Genomic DNA, 16,540 nt, shown 5'->3' with positions numbered 1-16,540 from the left:
ACGCCAATGGGACCGGTCGACCGGATCTGGGAATTCCTGCAGCGGTTGTCACCGCTGACACGAAGCTGTCTGCTCAGCGAGCTCGAACGGCTGGAGCTGAGCGGCGTCGACATGCCGGGATCCGCCGACCTCCAGGCCCGGCTGCGCGCCGAGATCCGCAACAACAATGGCGCCGGCGGCCACCGCACCATCAATCCTTCGCGCTACTTCTTCATGCCCGTCGAGCAGCTTCTCATCGACGGTTCGCCGGAGCACGCCAATGAGGGCCGCATTGCCCGCGGCTCCCTCACGCCGATCTGGGAATGGATCTCGCGCGATTTGCTGCCGACCATGGCGCGAGACTACAACGCGCAGATGAAGGACCTGATCGCCGGGGACAAGCAGCGCGAGATCCGCCAGGTCGCGAGCGCGTTCCAGACCAAGGTGACGAAGTCGCTGGAAGGCACGTTGGCGCGCGCCGAGGGCATCGAGCAGGTCCGCAGCAAGCTGAAGGCCTATACGGCTTCGCCGTCGGTGTTCGACGACGTCGTCAAGCTGTTGAAGGCGCTGCGCGCCCGCGAGGAACTCGCTAAGTTCGCCGATTCGCTGCCGGACCGGATCGTTGAGTTCGACGATCCGCAGGTGAAGAAGATGGTGCTGCTGCTCGATGCGCTGCGCAAGAGGCAGCCGGAAGCCGTGCCCTTTGCGTTGACGCTGGTCGCCAAGCGTCTGAAGGAGCCCTGGCAGGTGTTGCGGCTGGCGACCAAGGCGGCGCGCTCGAAGAACGTCGCGGACGTCATCGCTGCGCCCTACGCCATGACCGTGCCGATGGTGCTCGATCAGCTCGAGGACAAGCGGCTCGCGCTTCGTGTCGCGTTGAAGAACAACCGCGTCGTGACCGCCAAGGAAATCCTCACCAGCATCTATGACATCGAGTATGCGATCCAGGTCCGCATCGATCGCATCGACGAGTCCGAGTGGGGCACGCGCCTGAACGCCATCATGGCCAATACCGACAGAATGGTGCAGGCCGAGGTCAAGCGCTTCCCCGCAGAAGTTGGGCACGTGCTCGGCTCCAACAGGCTGCGCAGCCATCGCTCGCTCGGCGGCCGCCTCACCTATTTCGCCTGGAAGGGCCGTGACGCGATCAAAACGGTGCTGCGGTCGGCAACCGGTTGACGGCCGCGCGTTCAGAGCGCCCTTCCGGCCATCCTATCCCTGGGCCATGCGCTCGCGCGCCGACTTGAATCCTGCCACGAAGCGCGCCAGCGTGTCCGAGGTCTTGCCGCGCGGCAGCATCACTTCGATCAGCGAGAAGCGTCCGCGCCGATTCACCGCGCGCTCCAGCGCAGCGACGAGCTCGCTCCGGGTGGCGACGCGCTCGCCGGTGCCGCCGATGGAATTGGCGATGTCGGCATAGTGCCAGTCATCGAGATCGTTGAACCGCGACTCCGGCTGGAACACGCGCAGCATCTCCCAGCTGCAATTGTTGAACAGCACGACGATCGGATCGAGGCCGTAGCGGCGACAGTTGCCGAGCTCCCATCCGGTCATCTGGAATGCGCCGTCGCCGACCAGGATCAGCGGACGAAGGCCGGTCGCGGCCACGCCGATGCCGGCCGGCACGCCGAAGCCCATCCCCGCGTAGTAGCCCGGCGCGGCCAGCGCCGTATTGTCGATCTCCATCGCGGTGAACAGGCAATCGCCAATATCGGAGGTCATCGGCATCCGGCCATGGCGATCGAACACGTCGTTGACCGCGGTCGCGATGTCCGAAGGCGCGATCGGCGCACCATCGGCCGCGAGGCCGCGCGGATAGACCGAGCGCTGCCGCGGCAGGCCGGACGCCGCGGCCCGCGGCGTCGCGCGCTCGTCCAGCGCATCGATCAGATCGCCAAGCGGCATGTCGCGATAGGCGTGATGGCCGATCTGGACCTCACGGCTGGCGGCCAGGATCATGCGGCGCGGGTCCGGCGCCCGGTTGGACAGCGCGAAATTGGTGTCCGACAGGATGACGCCCAGCATCAGCACGAGATCAGCATTCTCGACCAGCTCCGTGATCGCCGGGTTGCCCGCGGCGCCAAGATAGGTGCCGGCGACGACATCGTCGGCCCTGTCGAGCAGGCCGCGGCCCATGAAGGTCGTCACCAGCGGCAGGCCCAGCTTGCGCGCGAGCGCCGCGATCCTGTCCTCGACGCCGTAGCGCCGGATTTCGACGTCGACGACGATCACGGGACGCTCCGCCTGCGCGATGCGGGCGAGGATCTCCTCGACGCATTCGTCGAGCGCCTCGCGGCTGGCCCGCCGCGGCGGCAGCGGCACCACCGGCTCGACCTCGGCATCGACCATGTCGCGCGGAAATTCGAGATAGACCGGCAGCGACATCTCCTTCGCGCTGCGCAGCACGCGCGCAATCTGGGCCGGCGCCGTGGCCGGATCGCTCAGCACCGCCTGATCGCAGGTGATCTCCTTGAACACCGCGAGCTGCGTGTCGACGGTGCGGGCCTGGTGGTGCAGCAGAAAACCGGAGACGCGCTCACGCGCGCCGGGCGCGCCCGCGATCACCACGACCGGCGAGCGTTCGGCATAGGCGCCGGCGACCGCGTTCACGACGTTGAAGGCGCCGGCGCCATAGGTGACGACGGCGACGCCGAGGCCGCCATGATAGCGTGCGGCCGCATCCGCGGCGAAGCCGACCGCCGGCTCATGGCTCAGCGTGACGCTCGGCAGGATGTTGCTCTCCTCGATGACCTTGAACAGCGGCAGCACGAAGTCGCCGGGAATGCCAAAGATCTCGCGGGCGCCGTGGTCCTTCAGGGCGGCAAGCAGCGCATGGGCAAGAGCAGGCATCCGGATCCCCTGAGCGTGGCGTGACGTTCAGCCGGTGCTACACGATGAGGGGCGGACTGCCAACCGCCGGCCGTTCGGTCTGCGAGCCGTGCCGTCTGGATCGGACCTTCCTTCATACGGGAGCTGCGATCTCCCGAGCGCACGCGCGCCGCGTCAGTTCGCCGTCAGCAACAGGGCGTGGGTTGATGGTTCGCCGCCACGTGGGACGGCAAGCGTAACCGTGAACAGGATGGCGACTGCCATGATCATGCAGAGCTTCATCATGACCGTCCTGCGATCGGTGATCGGCAGGAACAGGAAGAACAGCAGCATCGCCGCCAGCGCGAGTTCGAAAACGTAAGACATGCATGACCACCTCCGTTGCCAGGAGGATGGCGCAGGCCGGAAGCCCAGACTGTGCGTGCCGTCACATCGGTCCCATAGACCACGCGAGCCAGTATCCCGGCCGCCGCAGTGGGACCACGCAACCCAATCGATTGCCACCTCTCAGCCGTCGAACAGCGCGGCCTCGGTAAAGGCGAGATCGCCGAGACACGGCGGATGCGGACCTTTGGCATATTTGCGTCCGCGCTTGTCCGAGTACCAGCCGGCCAGCCCGGCAACGGGCTCGTTCGCATCGAGCCGCACCAGCAGGCCGCCCCGCCGCAGCAGGAACCGGCCGATGTTGCCGGCCAAGCGCACGAGGTCGGCGACATCCCGGCAATACAGCAGGCGATACACCGGCAGCGCGTTCATCACCCGGTGCTTCTGAAACACGAACGGATACGCCGCATCGGCCTCGCGCGCGACGAGACTGAGACACCCCCATTGCGCATGCTGCCGCAACAGATCGGCCGCGTCGGGAGAGAGCCCATGCACATGGTCCTCGGAGAATTCTTCGATACGGACATCCGAGCGCGATCGCGACAGGGCCAGCGCGGCGTAGACCTGTCCCTTGCAGTAGACCGAAAAGCCCTGAGCCTCGACCTGTGGCCAAGTGTGCGGGGCCGGCGTGATGTTGAAATAAGTCACCGTCTTGTCGCGCGTCGCCGCGCGCACCAGCATCGAGCTGAAGGCACGGAACGCCGGCTCGACATACCAGCTCGAGACATTGGCCCTGACGATCGGCTTACCGCCGCTGTGGAGCTCGGAGAACAGCAGCAGGATCACGCCGACGGGAACGCCGCCATGGTCGAGACAATAGCCGAATGCCGGAAAGCCGGCCGGCCGCGGGCGCGCCGCGTGACGTTCGAGTCCGCGCAGCCAATAGGCCTCGCTGCGGAAGGCGAATCCGCGCGTCAGCAGCGCAGCGACCGCCGGCAGATCCGCCGTGCGGATCTCTCGGATGCGAACCCCGGTCACGGCCTGCGCCGGCACCGGCTTGTCGTTCGCAATCTCGGCCTTTTTGATCGGCTGCATTCCAGCATCACCCGAGAGAGGTCCAGCGCGTCACCCGTCGCGCGGCGGGATTGTCGTGGCTGCAATTATCGTAAAAAGGTCAGGTGGCAGTGAACCACGTCGCGCTGGCCTTACTTTTCAGTTAACGGGATTCGCGAACCACATCGAGGTGTTGTCACTCGCCCCCCGGTGACCCTCGCGACTGGCGTCATCACTCACGGCCGCGGCACGCGAAACATGTAGGTTTCATCGGCATTGAGGCCGTCGACGAAGAAACGTCCGGGCTTTGCCTCGATCCGGCGCCGCAGCCCATCCCAGCCCCAGACCTCAAGGCTGCGCGTCCATGCGGGCAGCTCGAGCTCGACCGCGCGGCCCGGCCGGTCGGTCCAGCCGGCAATGTTCTGCCACACGATCAAGTCGGCATCCGGTCCGCGCAGCGTGTAGAGCGCCAGCCGGCGGTCGATGGACACGATCCTCATGTGACCGGCGAGCTGCAGCACCGTCTTCACCACGAAGCCGCGTGCTTCCGGGGTCCAGGGATCCTTGCCCGCCGCCATCGCATAGGCCAGACCGTCGACATCGGGCGTGTCGCCGAGATTCCAAGGAAACGCCAGCATGGACACCGGCGAGGTGCCATCCTTGCCGACCACCGCAAGCTGGTCCCAGATCGCATTGAGAAACAGTCTCGCCGCGTCCGGATCGCTGTCCCACGCGCCGGCGCGCGCGACGTTGAACTCGGTTGCGTAGAAGTTGATGTCGCGGCTCAGGCCCATCGCCTGCTTGATGCGGTCGAAGCAGGTCTGCACCGAGAACTCGCGGCCGCGGGTCATCGGATACCATTTATCATGGTAGTAGGTATGCAGGTCGATGCCGTCGAGACGGCCGTCCTCGAGCAGATCGGCGATCGCCGGACCGTAGCCGCGCAACGTCGCATCGCCATGCGAGTTGCAGGTGGCAAAGCCGCCGGGAACGACCCGCAGCTTGGGGTCGACGCTGTGAACACCGTCCGCAAGCCCAGCCAGCGCGTCGTGATAGTCCTGGCGCGGGATCGTGGCCTGCACGTCGGGCTCGTTGATCGCGGTGAAGACGGTTGCGCCCCAATCGGGAATGCCGTTCTCGCGGCCCCAATCGCCACCGGGACGGAAACGTCTCGCCATCGCCTGCCCGGCGGCGAACCAGTCCTGATAGGATCCGATCGGCTGCGGCGGATCCAACCTCTGATAGCTGCCTTCGTACTCCAGCAGGATCAGCGGCATGATACCGTTCTTGTGCGCCTCCAGCATGGCGGCATCGAAGTCGTGCGGCGTGGGCACCCGCGCCAGCGTCCGCCAGCCGTAGGAGTCCATTCGTCCCATCCTGGCACCGACGCCGTGCAGCGCCTGATAGATCTGCGTGCTCTTGCCGGCCAGATGCGTGACCAGATTGCCGCCGCCGATGCGCTCGTCGATCCGCAACGCCGAGGCGTTCGTATCGTTGGCGCGAACGGCGCTCGACCATGGCGACGTGACAAACGTTAACAGGGCTGTGCTAATGACCAGCAGATTGGAACGAAGTCGCAATGTCTGATCCCGTAGATTTCCGCTATGACGTTTGAGATTGTCCAGATCGTTCAAGAGATAAGCAATGCCGGCGGCGTGGAAACCGTTGCTATCGAGCTGGCGCGCGTTTTCGGCCGGAATGGTTTATCGAACGTCGTGCTCGCGAGCGCCGTCGCGGACAATCTCGAACACACGATAAGGGTCGAGCGCGTTGCGCCATGGCTGGCGCGGATTCCGACTCGCGGACTGTTTCGGCACATCGGCCGCGCCGTGGTCGTGCCGCTGTTCACGCTCGCCGCGACACGGGCGCTGGCGCGGCACCCCGATGCCGTCGTCGTCAGCCACGGCGATAGTCTCAAGGGCGACGTGCTGATCGTGCATGCGGTCAATGCGCAGAGCCTGGCCGAGAAGCGCGCCGCCGGCAGCTGGCGCTGGATGCTCAACCCGATGCATCTGTGGGTCGCGCTGCGCGACCGATTCATGATCGGAGGCCTGCGGTATCAGGCGTTCGTGGCGGTGTCCTCCCGCGTCACCGCGGAGCTGCAGCGCTTCTTCCGCGTGCCGGCCGCCCGCATCCATGTCATCTCCAACGGCATCGATCTCGCGCGCTTCAAGCGCGACGCCGTCGGCGGCCAGGCCATCCGGCGCGAGTTCGGCATCCCGGAGAACGCGCGCCTGCTGCTGTTCGTCGGCCACGAATTCAACCGCAAGGGACTGGCGCATGCGATCGGCGCGCTCGATCGGCTCGGCAACGACGTCTGGCTGCTGGTCGTCGGCTCGGACAATCCCGCGCCCTACCGCAGACTGACGCGCAACGCCCAGCAACGCGTGATCTTCGCCGGCTCACGCTCGGACATGCCGGCGCTGTACTCGGCGGCCGATGCCTTCGTGCTACCTACGAGCTATGAGACGTTCTCGCTGGTCTGCATGGAGGCCATGGCCTGCGCAGTGCCGGTGTTCGCAACGCCGGTCGGCGGAATCGAGGATTATCTGCACGACGGCGTCAACGGCTTCCGCATCGCGGCCGACGCCGACGACATCGCCGCCAAGCTCGCGGCGGTCTTCGCCGATCCCGCACTGATGCGCCGGCTGCAGGACGGCGCCCATGCGACCGCGCAGACCTATGGCTGGGACCAGATCGGGCTGCAATACATCGAGCTGCTCAAGCAGATCGATGCCGCCAAGCGACAGCCTGGCCGCGCAGTGATTGCACTGCCGCTGAAGGCCTAGCTAATTCGTCTGCAGCCGCTGTGGGCGGGCGAGGCGGGATGCGGTTCTCGACTGATGGGCCGCACGGCATGCCGTTTCAATCGCCGCCGCGACCGCATCATAGGTGAAGCGCCGGAGCACGTTTGCGCGGGCCGCCTCACTGCGAACGGCGAGCTCCGCCCACTGGCCGCTGAGCTCATCGATGAGCCGACACAGGCTGCCGGGATCCTGCTCCGGCACGATCCAGCCGCCGTCGCCGACGACATCCGGAATCGCTCCGCAGGTTGATCCGATCACCGGAATGGCGCAGGCCTGGGCCTCGATGATCACCCGGCCGAACTGCTCGCGCACCGCGTCCGTGGTTCGCGTCAGCAGCAGCAATGCGTCCAGGCCGCGCAGGAAGGCCGCGACCGCGGCTGGTGAAGCCCAGCCCTGGATCGTGACGCGCCCGCTCAAGCCGAGTTCGGCCACGCGCCGGCGCAGATGCGGCTCGTGCGGACCTTCACCCATGATGCTCAGCGTGGCCGCCGACTTGCTCCGTGCGAGCGCATCGAGCGCATCGTCGAGACCCTTCTCGACCACCAGCCGGCCGACATAGCCGAGCCGCAGCGGCGAGCCGGTCGTCGCATTCGACGGATCATCCGCCGGCATGAAGGTCGCGAGATCGACACCATAGCCGATCGGGGTCACCGGACCCGTGTAGCCACGCGCCCTCACGACCTCAGTCGCGTCGGGACTGCGCGACAGGATGTGAGCGGTGTGGCCGAGGACGAATTTGCGGATCGCCTCAAACGGCGGCGGCAGCCGTTTCAGGATGTTCTGGTCGACCTCGAGCACGAGCGCCGCACGACCATGCAGCATCTGCGCCTGCAGCGCGACGATGCTCCAGGGCTCCTCCCAAAGATGAATCACGTCCGGATCGAGCTCGCGCAGCAGGCGACGCAGTGCTGGATAGAAGTGCAGGTACCATTTCATCGGCCCGGCGTTCGGCAGCCGGATCGGAAGCCGATGGACGGGAAACCCTTCGTTGGAGTGAGGCGCGGTAATGGTGCGGCCGAATTCCTTCCACACTTCGGGCATCACAAGATGCAGATCGACGTCGGGCCGGGAGGCGAGATGGCGGTAGCGCAGCCGGCCGGCCTCGCTGCTGGTGGCAGGATGCGCAATCGAGACGATCCGCAAGCGGCCCCTGCTAGACACGGCCCATCACCTTCGCTGCAGTCCCGCTGAAGCCGGTGAGATGCAGCTCCATCGCCGCCAGCGTACGATGCGCGCCGTTCATGGTGTTGCGCGGAATCGAAAACGCATCCTGCCCGGCTTTGACAAGGCCCTTGCGCGTGGTCGCAGCACTGGCGAATCCGGCCTGCCGCGCCAGCGCAAAGTCCCGCGGCCCGCAATCGGCGGCGCGCCCGTAAGGAAACGCGAAGTGCCGGACGTCGATGCCGAGCCGCTCGTTCAATCGCAGCCGCGCATCAGCCAGCTCGCGCAGGGCGGCTTCCGGAGGCAGCGACGAGATCCGCGCATGCGAGACGGTGTGGGCTCCGATCTCGATGAGCGGATCCCCCGCCAGCGCTTCCAGCATGTCCCAGGAGATCGCATGTTTCCAATGCACTGCATCGATGTCGATGGCATTGGCGGCACAGAACGCGGCGTAACGATCCGCCGCCTGCGGGCCATCCCAGCGCGAGGCGACCTGCGTGAACACCGCGCGGCGCTGCTCGGCGCTCGACAGCGCGGTCCGCTCATCGTCGACCGTGACGTGGTCCCTGTGCAGCAGCGCATCCTCCAGGCCAGCGGCCCACAGCGGCAAAGTGCCGTCGGGAATGCCGGTCGTCACGAACAGCGTCACCGGCACCTTGTGCCTGCGGAACACCGGCACCAGCAGCTCGCACGTATCGCGGTAGCAATCATCGATCGAGAAGTTGATGTAGCGACCGGACGGCTCGGCGCTTGCCGTCCGGCGCAGCGCCTCGCTGATCGTCACGACATCCCAACCCTGGTCGAGGACATAGCCGAGGAAACGATCGAGAAAGTCGGCATCGACGTAGAAGTCGCGATTGGGCAGACGCTCCCATTGCTCCGCGGGCGCGGTGCGGTGGAAGGTCAGGCAGCAGCCGCGCGGGCCGAGCACACGATCGGCGGCCTTGGCGAGCGGAAGGACGAAGGCACCGGATGCCATCATGGCCTTGGCGGCAGCGAGGGCCAACAGGGTCAACTCAGCTCTCCCTTCATCTTGAACGTACGACGAACATGGCGGAGCGCCGTGCCCACCACGGCCGGCAGCAGGATGCCGATCGCGAAGGCCAGGCAGAGCATATAGGCCAATCCGCCGGCGAACAGGCGCGGCAGCAGGCCCGGCACGGAGGTCTGAATCATCAGGCCGAGCACGGCCATCAGTGCGGTCGGCAGCAGGGCCAAGCCGATCACGAGCAGGAGCTTTCGCGCATCGCCGAGCACGAACACCACGCCCGACAGCAGCACGAGGCTGCGGATCGCTTCGCCAACTCCGAGCAACTGCATGCCGGCCGCCGGCGACGGATCGAACAGCGGCATCAGCAGGTTGAAACCCATGTTGGCGAGATAGGCAGAGACGATGATCAGCGCGGCGACGCCGTTGCGCCCGGCGCCATTGAGCAGGCGGATCAGGATCCAGCCGAGGGTCGCGGCCCAGACGCCGCAGGCGATGCCCTTGAGCGCATGCGAGGTCAGCAGCAGGGCCTCGTCGCCAAACGCGCCGCGGAAATAGATCAGGCGGACGATGTCGGTCGAGAAGACCAGCAGGAACGCCGAGGCCGGCAAAGTCAGTGCGAGCAGCGGCCGCAGCAGCGCCTCGGTCTGCGCGCGCGGATCGTGCGGGGCGTGCTGCGACAGCACGGCCATGCCGAGCGGCTGGCTGATCAGCAGCAGCGCGCTCTCGGTCAGCGAGCGCGCGTAGTCCAGCGAGGCGACGGCGCCCGTCGTCAGCCGCGACGCCGTGAAGCGCTCGATCCAGACATTGCCCTGCTCGGCCAGCGGCAGCGCAAGCAGGACGCGCAGCCGGCGGAAGAATTCGACACCCTTGTCGACCACCATGCCGGCGGTCAGGCCGGAGACGCTCAGCGCGCCCTCGCGCCACAGCGAGACCAGGCCCCAGGCGGCGAGGCCATTGAAAGCGACGGTGAAGGCGCAGGCGAGCATGTAGGCGTCGCCGGTCAGCACCAGCAGGCCGATTCCGCCGATCACTACGACGTTGAGCAGGCTGGCGCGGACATTGGTCAGCCGCGTGCGCCCGAGCGCGATCTCGCCGGCCGCCAGAACGTTGAGGACCGCGGACGCCGGCATGCCGAACGCCATCATGCGCACGAAATGCAAAGTGAGCTCACGCCCCTCCGCCGAGAAGCCGCCGACGACGGCGTTCACCCAGAGCTCGCCCAGCAGCAGGATGATCGCGGTCACTGCGCTCGACACGATGGCAATGACGATCGTCAGCGCACCGAGGCTGCGCGCGGCATCCGGCCGCTGCAGCGCCTCGCGATGCATCGGGATCATGATCGCCGGCACGCTCTCGTTCTGCAGGAATGCGAGCGGGATGAGCACGGCCGCCATCGCGGCGCGAAAGCCGTCGGCGATGAGCGAGGCACCCAACACATGCGCCATCAGCACCTCGCGGCCGAAGCCGAGCATCTTGCTCGCCAGCGCACCGCTGATCAGCAGCGCACTGAAGCGCTTGAGCGAAGGACCGGAGGCGCTCATGCGGCTTCCTCCGACACGGCCGGCGGCCCTTTCCATCGCGCAGAGACTTGTCCGTCCTCGAGCAGTTTCGGCCACGACAGCATCGGCGCGAGAATGGCGAACAGCGGGCCGAGCGGATCGCAATCCGCGACGAGATCAACCATGCGCCGCTCGGAGGACGGGGCAGGTGTGACGATCGTGCTCACACCGCCGCTCCCGCACCGACATTGCGGATCAGAAGCCCGATCGAGTCCAGCATGCGTGCAAGACTGTAATGGGTGCGCGCGCGGCGCGACGCGTAGTCGAGCTGTGGCGCGAGGATCTCGGGTTGAGCCAGCACCGCGTCCAAAGCCTCGGACAGCGCACGCGCATCACCAGGCGGCACGAGCAGGCCGGCCCGGCCATGTTCGAGGATGTCGGGCGCAGCGCCAGCGTCAGTGGCAATCACCGGCACGCCGGCGAGCATCGCTTCGACCAGGGTGCGGCCGAACGGCTCGGGATCGATCGACGGATGCACCATCGCGTCCACCGCCTGCATCAGCAGCGGCACGTCGCTGCGATGCCCAAGGAAGTGAACGCGATCGCCGAGGCCCAGCTCCGCGACCAGCCGTCTCAGGTCAGCCGCGTAGTCCTGCTCGCCGAACAGGGCATCTCCGACGATGATGCCGTGAACACCCGACAGTTTGGCCAGCGCTTCGATCAGGACGTGCTGGCCCTTCCACTGGGCGAGCCGGCTGAAGACGCCGACCAGAGGTGCGGACGGCAGGCCGAGTCGCTGCCGCAGCTCCTGCCGCGATGCGGGCACGGGTTCGACGGCGAGGCCATTGGGCACGATCTCGACGAGAGAGCGTCGACCTCCGGCCTCGATGAAGGCGGCTGCGGCGGCTTCGGAGGGGACGACGACCTTCGCCGCGAAGCGGTTGGCGAGAAAGATCTGCATGCGACGCTGCAGCGCGCCGAAATGAGCCGGGCTGATGATGTCATGCAGATGCCAGATCAACGGCCGCCGTGCCGCGATGTTGGCGATGGCCGACAGGACAAAGGCCTTCTGCGAATTGGCATAGAAGACGTCATGCTTGCGTGCGACATGCGCAAGCTCCGCGGTGATCGCCGCGAGTCTGCCGAACAGCGGCAGCGCCTCGAGCCACGAACTGTCGCGTCTGAACTGCCCCAGGCCGCGGCCCCAGCGCGACGTGATGACCGACATCCCGCGCTCAGCCAGCACTTGGCCGAGCGGGCCCGGCTCGAACAGGAACACCGATGAATTCTTGCGGCCCTGGACGACATCGAGCAGGATCAACTCGGCGCCGCCGATCTGCCCGGTGTGATCGACGAACAGGACACGCTCGGTCGACATCACCCGGCTCCGGCGTAGGCTGCCACGGGCGCGGTCTGGACCACAGGCGTGCTGCGGTGCTCGACGTCGGTCATGGTGACGACGATGCCGACATCGCGGGCTCCGAGTGCCCTGCTCCTGTTCACCGTCACGACCGCCGGCTCGATCAACGACCGGTCACTGCGGACACAGACGATCGACCAGTCCGTACCGGCAAGGAAGTCGTTCCGTTGCGACGGCAACGGCGTGTCGACGATCACGGCATCATAGCCATCGAGACCAGCGAGGAGACCGTCGAGGCTGATCGCGTCGAGAATGTCGCCGACCGGACCGGTCGTCGCACCAATCGGCAGCACGTCGAGCGAGGGATGCGCGGTCGGCAGAATCATGTCCCGGAGCGGCGTCCCGCGCTCCAGCGCGCCGAGCCATCCGGGGCTTGCCGGCAGGGCCATGATCTCGGCAAAGGCGGGATGCGAGACGTCGCACTCGACGACCAGCACGCGCCAGCCTGCGGCCGCGAGGTGCTCTGCCAGCGCACAGGCCGTGGTCGTCTTGCCATCTCCTGCATCGGGAGAGGTCACGACGATGCGCTGCGATCGCGCTGACCGCTTCAAGCCGAGTTCGTGGACGAGATCATGCAGCGTGTGCTGAAAATCAGTGTCCTCGGAGGCGAGGCGCAAGACGCGCGGGATCGCCAGCGGTTGATGGCCTTGCAGGATCGCGCCGAGCGCCGACATCTCGCGCAGGCTCTTCAGGCGCGGCAAGCAGGCCAGGATCGAAACGTCAGCGACGCTCGGGAGATGAGAGCTTCGTTCGGGCGCTGCCGGTGGCGTCGCCGTCTCCGGTGCGGTCACACCCTCGGCCAATTCAGGGACGATGGCCGGAGCTTCGTCGACAGCGGGCGCCTCGACCTGCTGGGCCGGCGCTTCCGGAGTGACGGGCACGGGCGGGCTGATCAGGCGCGCGCCGAGCTGATCGGCGAGCAGCGCAGCGCCGACGCCGAAGATCAACGCGAGCGTCATGCCGGCGGCGAGGAACGGGATCTTCTTCGGGAAAAACGGCTTGCTCGGCAGCTCGGCGAGACTGACGAGCCGCGTGCTGCCGCGCAGGACGCGCCGCTCGGTTTCGAGCTCGCTCGCCTTCTTGTAGAGCTCGGCATATTGCTGGCGCTTGATCTCGGTGTCGCGCACCATGCTCTCGATGGAGGCCTCATCCAGCGTGGCCGAGCCGGCCTCGGCCTTGGCGGTCTCCATCTGCTTCTTGAGCGAATTGACCAGCGCGGTGTTGGCATCGAACGCCTTCTGCGCGCTGGCCGCGATCGACTGCATCTCCTCGACGAGACGTTGCTGGATGCTCGCCTGCTCGCGGGTCAGCGCCAGGATCGACGGGTGTTTCGGACCGAGCACGCCGGCGGCGCTCGCGAGCTGCGCGCTCACTGTCGTGAGCTGCTGCTTGAGGTCGGCGATGGTCCGGCTCTGCAGCACCGAAGGCGCATCGGTGGGGCCGCGCTCCTGCTCCGACTTGATCTCCTGCAGCCGCGCCGCAGCCTCGGCCCGCGCGGCCTCCGCCTGCGACAATTGCTGGCCGATGCTCGTCAGCCGCTCCGAGGAGATCGGCGCGTTCGCGCCGCGCATCAGCCCCTTGGTGCGGCGGAACTTCTGGATCTTGTCATCGGCCTCGCGCAGCTGCTGATCGAGCTGCTTCAGCTCCTGCCACAGCCAGGAGCTCGCGACCTCGCGGCTGTTGGCGCCTTCGGTCCGCTGATCCTCGAGAAACGTCTGCGTCAATGCGTTGGCGAGCGTCTGCGCGACGTCGGGGAGACCAGACTGATAGGAGATGTTGATGACGCGCGAGCGGCCGGCGGAGGCGACGCTGAAACGGCTCTCGACGTGGTCGATGAACGCGCCGACATCCGTCTTGAGACGCTGGCACGCATCCGTCGAGCCGAGCAGGCGGCCGCGCTCGCATTCGCTGACGACAGCGTCGGCAACACCCGGCGACGAAATGATCTGCCGCAGAAGGCGCGGCGAGCGGATCACCAGCAGCTGGCTTTCCATGTCGGCGGGGTCGCCGACCTTCTGCGCCCACGCCGCCGAGGTGTTGGCACCAGGCTCCTGCTCGGCGATGATCACGGAGGCCGTGGCGAGATAGCGTACCGGCAGCAGCACAAGCGCGGCCACGGCAAGCGCGAGGACGGCACCGGCCACAATGGCGAACACGCCGCGACGGCGCCAGATCCGCCCCAACGCGTCGAGACCGGACAAGGCTTCCGTAAGACCCGCCTGCCTCATGATCTGCACCCACACCACATATGAACGTTACGCAATCAGCCGTGTCGCGCGGCCCTGATGTCCCGCACGGAAATGCTCGATCTCCTCGTTGACCGCCGCGACGAACTGGCTGCGGAAGCGCTCCGCCGAGAAGAAGCCGGCGCGCTGGCGGCAATCGAGCCGCGAGATCGACTTCTCCTTGGCCACGAACGCACGCACGCAAGACGCGATCGCCTCTGGCTCGGGCGACTCAAAGAACATGCCCGTCGGGCGCGGCCCGGTGGTGAGGATCGACTCGCGCGCACCGCCGCGGCCCAAGGCCAGCACCGGCGCGCCTTCCGACTGCGCCTCGACCGGGATGATGCCGAAATCCTCTTCCGCGGCGAACACGAAGGCGCGGGCGGTGGTCATCAGATCGCGCAATTGCTTGTCCGGCACGAAGCCGGCGAATTTAACGTTGGGTCCTGCGATCGACTTCAGACGCGCCGCCTCCGGGCCGTCGCCGGCCACGACCAGCTCGAGGTCCGGCATGGTATTGAAGGCGCGCACGATCGGCTCGATGCGCTTGTAGGGCACGAGCCGGCTGGCGGCGAGAAAGTGGTTGCCGACCGGCAGGATCGCATCGCGCTGCGCGATGGTCACCGGCGGATAGATCACCTTGGCGTCGCGGCCGTAGATCTTCTTGATGCGGCGGGCGACGAACTGCGAATTGGTGAAGATGGCGTCGGGGCCGTGCGCGGTGCGGGCGTCCCAGATCCGCATCTTGTGCAGCAACGTGCGGGCGATGAGGCCCTTGACGCCGGTGGCGTAGCCGCTCTCCTGAAGATACTGGTGCTGCAGGTCCCAGGCATAGCGCATCGGCGAATGCACATAGGCGACGTGGACCTGCTCCGGCCCGGTCAGCACGCCCTTCGCCACCGCGCAGCTCGAGGAGATCACGAGATCGTAGCTCGACAGGTCGAGCTGCTCGATCGCGAGCGGCATCAGCGGCAGATAGGAGCGGTGATACTTCCGCAACAACGGCATCTTCTGCACGAACGTCGTATGCGACTTTTCGAATCCCAGCTTGGCGCGGTCCTCGGGACGCAGCAGGTCGAACAGCGTGAAGACGTCGGCGCCGGGATAGCAGCGCAAGATCTCCTGCAGGACCTTCTCGGCGCCGCCCAGAACGTAAAGCCAATCGTGGACGATCGCGACGCGCATCGCACTCTCCCAATTCCCGGGGTATTTAATAAAACCCTTAAGGGAGGTATCCACGCGCACAACCAATTCCTAAACTTCTAGTTAATCGCCCTTGTCCTCCGACCCGTCGAATAAGCCATGATCAGGTAGGGATCGGTTAAGGATTTGCCAGCCGCTCCGCGTCTCATGTCGCGACAGGATCGTGCCGGACGCGAACGCCTGATGCGCGGCGGTCCCGCTTCGGCACACTTCGACACCCTAGGCCGTCCTGCTTAACAGGCCCTTGCCGCGGCGACGCTCACCCGGTCCAGCCTCGCCGCACACGATCGTGATCGCGCGCGTCCCGATCAGCCGGCGATGGCGAGCTGCTCGATCGCGTAGCCATGGCGGATGACGCGGTTCAGCACGGGATCGGCGAGCTCGAACTCGAAGCGGTCGGCGGGGCGGATGCCGCCCTTGGCGGCAAACGTGCCGCCGAACATCGCGGTGCCCTCGGGCAGGCCGGCCTCGCCATAGCGGCGCGCGATCAGATCGAGAGGCGCCAGCATGCCGCTCAGCGCGCCCTCCTGATACAGCACGCGCTCGCCGCCGATGGTCGCGAACGCGCGCAGCGTCAGCCGGTCCCAATGCGCGGCGACGTCGTCGACCAGCCACAGCTCGGGCGCCACCGGCTTGTCGCACATCTGCTTGGAGACGGTGATGTTGTAGGTCTCGACCTTGCGGTCGGTATGATCGGAGCCGACGCCGACGAACAGCCGGCCGCGCGATTTCACCAGCACGAACTCGACCTCGCCGGAGGAGTCGCCGCCGCTGACCTCGATGCTGTCGGATGTGGTCAGCCGGGTGGCCGCAGCCTCGTAATAGATCGGCGTCGTCGCCGGACGGGGAATGCCGAGCTCTTCCAATTCGGCGATGTGCTTGTCGCGGGCGACCGGATCGCGCCCGGTCCAGCCGGCGATGACGAGGCGGCTCAGCGTGATCTGCTGCCGCGTCGCCCCGCCGCCTGCGTGAACCAGGAATTCGATTGTCGTGCCGCTCATCGTCTCATCGCCTCTGTCCCGTCAGACCGCCGCTTAGCCGCCTCGCCG

Annotated in this window: 14 protein-coding genes; 2 read left to right on the top strand and 12 right to left on the bottom strand. The window is 66.8% G+C overall.

The features are described 5' to 3' along the window. The first annotated feature begins 6 nt into the window (after nucleotides 1-6). Nucleotides 7-1,158 (top strand): hypothetical protein, encoded by a 1,152-nt coding sequence (locus QX121_RS11390; RefSeq protein WP_315770513.1) that lies wholly within the window; start codon nucleotides 7-9, stop codon nucleotides 1,156-1,158. Between the two features lie 33 nt (nucleotides 1,159-1,191). Here the strand turns inward: QX121_RS11390 and ipdC are convergent, their stop codons facing one another. The 4 genes from ipdC to QX121_RS11370 all read right to left on the bottom strand — a co-directional run bounded on the left by ipdC (nucleotide 1,192) and on the right by QX121_RS11370 (nucleotide 5,642). Further along, nucleotides 1,192-2,829 carry an indolepyruvate/phenylpyruvate decarboxylase gene (gene ipdC / locus QX121_RS11385; RefSeq protein WP_315811955.1) on the bottom strand — a complete coding sequence of 546 codons (1,638 nt, stop codon included), beginning with the start codon at nucleotides 2,827-2,829 and terminating at the stop codon, nucleotides 1,192-1,194. A 153-nt stretch (nucleotides 2,830-2,982) separates the two neighbouring features. After that, nucleotides 2,983-3,174, bottom strand: coding sequence for a hypothetical protein (locus QX121_RS11380; RefSeq protein WP_315811954.1), 192 nt, complete (start codon nucleotides 3,172-3,174; stop codon nucleotides 2,983-2,985). Between the two features lie 141 nt (nucleotides 3,175-3,315). Next, nucleotides 3,316-4,227, bottom strand: coding sequence for an acyl-CoA acyltransferase (locus QX121_RS11375; protein ID WP_315811953.1), 912 nt, complete (start codon nucleotides 4,225-4,227; stop codon nucleotides 3,316-3,318). Between the two features lie 194 nt (nucleotides 4,228-4,421). After that, complete coding sequence (locus tag QX121_RS11370; RefSeq protein WP_315812024.1) at nucleotides 4,422-5,642, bottom strand: hypothetical protein; 1,221 nt, start codon at nucleotides 5,640-5,642, stop codon at nucleotides 4,422-4,424. A 147-nt stretch (nucleotides 5,643-5,789) separates the two neighbouring features. Between QX121_RS11370 and QX121_RS11365 the strand changes: the two genes are divergently transcribed. Continuing rightward, nucleotides 5,790-6,974 carry a glycosyltransferase family 4 protein gene (locus tag QX121_RS11365; protein ID WP_315811952.1) on the top strand — a complete coding sequence of 395 codons (1,185 nt, stop codon included), beginning with the start codon at nucleotides 5,790-5,792 and terminating at the stop codon, nucleotides 6,972-6,974. Here the strand turns inward: QX121_RS11365 and QX121_RS11360 are convergent, their stop codons facing one another. The 8 genes from QX121_RS11360 to QX121_RS11325 all read right to left on the bottom strand — a co-directional run bounded on the left by QX121_RS11360 (nucleotide 6,975) and on the right by QX121_RS11325 (nucleotide 16,492). Then, nucleotides 6,975-8,153: a glycosyltransferase gene (locus QX121_RS11360; protein ID WP_315811951.1), complete on the bottom strand. Its 1,179-nt coding sequence runs from the start codon at nucleotides 8,151-8,153 to the stop codon at nucleotides 6,975-6,977. Next, nucleotides 8,146-9,168, bottom strand: a complete 1,023-nt coding sequence (locus QX121_RS11355; protein WP_315811950.1) for a polysaccharide deacetylase family protein — start codon at nucleotides 9,166-9,168, stop codon at nucleotides 8,146-8,148. The genes QX121_RS11360 and QX121_RS11355 overlap by 8 nt, the downstream gene beginning before the upstream one ends. Continuing rightward, nucleotides 9,165-10,685, bottom strand: coding sequence for a lipid II flippase MurJ (locus tag QX121_RS11350; RefSeq protein WP_315811949.1), 1,521 nt, complete (start codon nucleotides 10,683-10,685; stop codon nucleotides 9,165-9,167). Before QX121_RS11350 ends, QX121_RS11355 begins: the two co-directional genes overlap by 4 nt. Next, nucleotides 10,682-10,870 carry a hypothetical protein gene (locus QX121_RS11345; protein ID WP_315777245.1) on the bottom strand — a complete coding sequence of 63 codons (189 nt, stop codon included), beginning with the start codon at nucleotides 10,868-10,870 and terminating at the stop codon, nucleotides 10,682-10,684. Before QX121_RS11345 ends, QX121_RS11350 begins: the two co-directional genes overlap by 4 nt. Then, nucleotides 10,867-12,024 carry a glycosyltransferase family 4 protein gene (locus QX121_RS11340; protein ID WP_315811948.1) on the bottom strand — a complete coding sequence of 386 codons (1,158 nt, stop codon included), beginning with the start codon at nucleotides 12,022-12,024 and terminating at the stop codon, nucleotides 10,867-10,869. The genes QX121_RS11345 and QX121_RS11340 overlap by 4 nt, the downstream gene beginning before the upstream one ends. After that, nucleotides 12,021-14,291 (bottom strand): exopolysaccharide transport family protein, encoded by a 2,271-nt coding sequence (locus tag QX121_RS11335; RefSeq protein ID WP_315811947.1) that lies wholly within the window; start codon nucleotides 14,289-14,291, stop codon nucleotides 12,021-12,023. Before QX121_RS11335 ends, QX121_RS11340 begins: the two co-directional genes overlap by 4 nt. Nucleotides 14,292-14,318: 27 nt before the next feature. Continuing rightward, on the bottom strand, nucleotides 14,319-15,473 hold the full coding sequence (locus QX121_RS11330) for a glycosyltransferase (protein ID WP_315811946.1): 1,155 nt from the start codon (nucleotides 15,471-15,473) through the stop codon (nucleotides 14,319-14,321). Nucleotides 15,474-15,799: 326 nt separating this feature from the next. Continuing rightward, nucleotides 15,800-16,492: a DUF2848 domain-containing protein gene (locus QX121_RS11325; protein WP_315811945.1), complete on the bottom strand. Its 693-nt coding sequence runs from the start codon at nucleotides 16,490-16,492 to the stop codon at nucleotides 15,800-15,802. Between the last annotated feature and the right edge of the window lie 48 nt (nucleotides 16,493-16,540).

The sequence above is a fragment of the Bradyrhizobium sp. SZCCHNR2028 genome (genome assembly GCF_032380995.1).
Lineage (GTDB): Bacteria > Pseudomonadota > Alphaproteobacteria > Rhizobiales > Xanthobacteraceae > Bradyrhizobium.
The sequence above is the reverse complement of the archived record's forward strand: the minus strand, read 5'-3'. Positions and strand labels throughout refer to the sequence as shown.

Coding starts and splice junctions, on each gene's coding strand:
- QX121_RS11390 (WP_315770513.1), top strand. CDS start 7: ATGGGACCGGTCGACCGGATCTGGGAATTCCTGCAGCGGTTGTCACCG.
- ipdC (WP_315811955.1), bottom strand. CDS start 2,829: ATGCCTGCTCTTGCCCATGCGCTGCTTGCCGCCCTGAAGGACCACGGC.
- QX121_RS11380 (WP_315811954.1), bottom strand. CDS start 3,174: ATGTCTTACGTTTTCGAACTCGCGCTGGCGGCGATGCTGCTGTTCTTC.
- QX121_RS11375 (WP_315811953.1), bottom strand. CDS start 4,227: ATGCAGCCGATCAAAAAGGCCGAGATTGCGAACGACAAGCCGGTGCCG.
- QX121_RS11365 (WP_315811952.1), top strand. CDS start 5,790: ATGACGTTTGAGATTGTCCAGATCGTTCAAGAGATAAGCAATGCCGGC.
- QX121_RS11350 (WP_315811949.1), bottom strand. CDS start 10,685: ATGAGCGCCTCCGGTCCTTCGCTCAAGCGCTTCAGTGCGCTGCTGATC.
- QX121_RS11335 (WP_315811947.1), bottom strand. CDS start 14,291: ATGAGGCAGGCGGGTCTTACGGAAGCCTTGTCCGGTCTCGACGCGTTG.
- QX121_RS11330 (WP_315811946.1), bottom strand. CDS start 15,473: ATGCGCGTCGCGATCGTCCACGATTGGCTTTACGTTCTGGGCGGCGCC.
- QX121_RS11325 (WP_315811945.1), bottom strand. CDS start 16,492: ATGAGCGGCACGACAATCGAATTCCTGGTTCACGCAGGCGGCGGGGCG.